This is a genomic window from Megasphaera sp. MJR8396C, assembly GCF_001546855.1.
Classification (GTDB): Bacteria; Bacillota; Negativicutes; order Veillonellales; family Megasphaeraceae; genus Megasphaera.
Window position 1 is genome coordinate 28,129 of sequence record NZ_KQ958196.1, and the last position, 3,067, is coordinate 31,195.

1 protein-coding gene is annotated in these 3,067 nt (G+C 45.9%); it reads left to right on the forward strand.

The window, feature by feature from the left end; genetic code table 11:
* The coding region (locus HMPREF3201_RS07435; protein WP_197408270.1) for a hypothetical protein at positions 1-3,067 on the forward strand (3,067 nt) is incomplete at both ends.

A 3,067-nucleotide genomic window follows, 5' to 3' on the forward strand; every position in this document is an offset into this window, starting at 1 on the left:
TACAGATGCTGTTAATATGGAACAGTTCAATGAAATAAGCACAAAAGTGGATAAAGGCTGGACTCTTGCTGTTGGTAGAGGCCCTGATGCTTCTTCGTCGTACCTTGCGACTGCAGAAGGAGATCCTAAGAAAATCTCCTCTGGCGATACCGTTACCTTACAGGCCGGTAGAGGCGTTAAACTTAAACAAGATGGTGCCGGTGTTCAAATTGGGCTGAAATACATCGATATGGATTCTGCCGGAGATACCTATTATGATGCTACGGCAAGCGCTGGAGGAGCTCTGGCTGTTGGTCAAAATAGTGTGGCCGATGGTCATCAAGGTACGGCTATCGGATATGCAACTCATGCAGGGCAGTATTCTTTTGCCGGTGGTACTCAAGCCGAAGCTGATATGAGTTCAGTAGCTATTGGTGACTATGCAAAAGCAAATAATTCAGGCTCTGTGGCCATCGGGTCAGGTATACGGAGAGTCGCGAATGATCCCGCTAGCGAATATAAAAAAGTTGATAGTGAATACGGCGTTGCAATTGGCTATGAGACCTATGTGGGAGAAAACTCCAAAAATTCCACAGCCCTCGGCACTCATGCAAAATTAGATAGTTCAAGATTTGCCGTTGCAATCGGTAATAACGCAACGGTAACAGGTTCTGACTATGCCACAGCAATCGGTCATAATACTCAGGTAACCAATGTGACAAACGGAGTAGCTTTAGGCTCGTATTCCATCGTAGACCGAAATGCAGGTGTAGTTGGGTATGATGCGTCCGGTGCAGCACATAGTTCAGATAAAACAGGAACTTGGAAATCTGTTATGGGGGCTGTATCTATTGGTCAGAACGGATATACCCGTCAAATTACAAATGTGGCAGCAGGTAGTGCCGACTCAGATGCAGTCAATGTTGCACAGCTCAAAGCGGCCGGAACTGCAGGTCTCAACTTCAAAGGCGATGGCGATACCGTCGTTCATCGTGACTTGGCAGATACCTTGAATATTACAGGCGGTATCACCGATGCAGATTCTCTAACAGAAGATAATATTGGCGTAGTTGCCGATGATGCGAAGGGTACACTCAACGTTAGATTGGCGAAGAATCTTACTATGGGGGATGGAAGCATCACATTCAATAAAGTTATCTTGTCTAGTACAGGTCTCGACAATGGAGGCAATAAGATTACCAACGTGGCAAAAGGCGTTGATTCTACAGATGCTGTTAATATGGAACAGTTCAACGAAGTGAGCAACAAGTTAGATAAAGGTTGGACGCTGGCTGTCGCTAGAGGTTCAGGCACTACATCAGATGCCGATGTAACGGTAGAAGGAGATTCTAAAAAAATAGCTTCCGGTGATACGGTCACTTTGAAGGCCGGCAGAGGTATTAAACTGCAGCAAGATGGCTCAAACGTACAAATCGGACTCAAGTTCATCGATGTGGAACCAGGAGGCGGTAATATTAACGCTGCACAGGCCACTGGGGCTGCTTCTCTGGCTATAGGGCAAAACAGCAAGGTCATGGAACAACGAGGTACTGCCGTCGGATATAATGCCGTTTCAGGACAACACTCTGTTGCCATTGGTGCGGACTCCGAAGCAAACATGAGCTCTGTGGCTATCGGTAGTTATGCGACAGCTAAGTTAGATGGCTCTATCGCTATCGGGAGCGGTAGAAGAGTCATAGAAAATGATCCGACCGGTGGGTATAAAAAGGCTGATAGTGCTTTCGTTACTGTTGTTGGTGATGAAGCTTATGTGGGAGAAAACTCTAAGGATGCCAGCGTTTTCGGGGCTCGAGCGGAAGTAAACGGTTCGGAGCACGCTACTGCAGTCGGAAGTTTTAGTAATATAAGCAATTCATTGCGTGCCACTGCAATAGGGAATACGGCTACCATAACGGATTCAGAACGTGCGACGGCATTAGGCAACACTGCAACAGTAACGAAGTCGGCCTATGCCATGGCCCTCGGTAGTTTCTCGAAAGTAGAAAATGTAGCGCAAGGTGTAGCGTTAGGCGCATATTCCTTAGCAAATAGAAATCCGGGCGTTCTTGGATATGATCCTTCTACCGGTAAATCTTTTGAATTGACACAAGCCATGAAAGATGCGAGCGCTGCATGGCAAGCGGCCTACAATGCATATAACGCTGACAGAAATAATGAAGCAAAAAAACAAGCTTTTGAAGAAGCAGGTAACAATTATCGGAAACTTACCGGTGCATGGCAATCCAATACAGGTGCTGTCTCTGTAGGTAACAGTACAACCGGATTGTCTCGCCAAATTACGAATGTAGCAGCCGGTAGTGCAGATTCGGATGCTGTCAACGTTGCTCAGCTTAAAGCTGCTAAAGTTGAAGTTGTAGCCGGCACCAATATTAAGACTGTAGATACAGATTCATCTGCAGGCTATACGAAGTACACTGTAAATGCCATTGATACGCAGGTGACCGATGGTGCTGTTAAATACGGTACTGACGGAACCGGAACTATTACCTTGAATACCGATGCTAATGGTACTAAGGGTACTGTAACTGTAAGTGGTCTTACTGATAAGTATGTTGATGCTGTTACGTTTGAAAATAATACATTGACCATTAAACGTAATGACGACGAAAGCTTTAAAGTTGATAATCTTGCAACTAAAGCGGATCTTACGACTGAAGCCGGGAAAGTAAACTTGAAATTCACCGGTGACGATACGTCCGAAAATGGCACGATTACTAAGATCAATGGTGCCATCCTCAACATTCTTGGCGGAGCCAGTGAATTTACGGCAGCCGATAACATCGGCGTCGTAAAAGAAAACGATGCTCTTAAGGTCAAACTCGCGAAAGATATCTCTATGGGCAATGGCAGTGTTACCTTTGCAGGAGCTAAAGATGATTCCGGCAATACCTTGGTTCAAGGTCAGGACGGCAAGTGGTATACGGATTTGACGGACGCCGTCTACGATGCAGATAGTCAGACCTACACCAAGGACGGTACAACCTTAACCGCTGTAGAAAATCCGACGGTTTCAGAAGTTAAGTTAAGCAATACGGGTCTCGACAATGGCGGCAATAAGATCACCAAC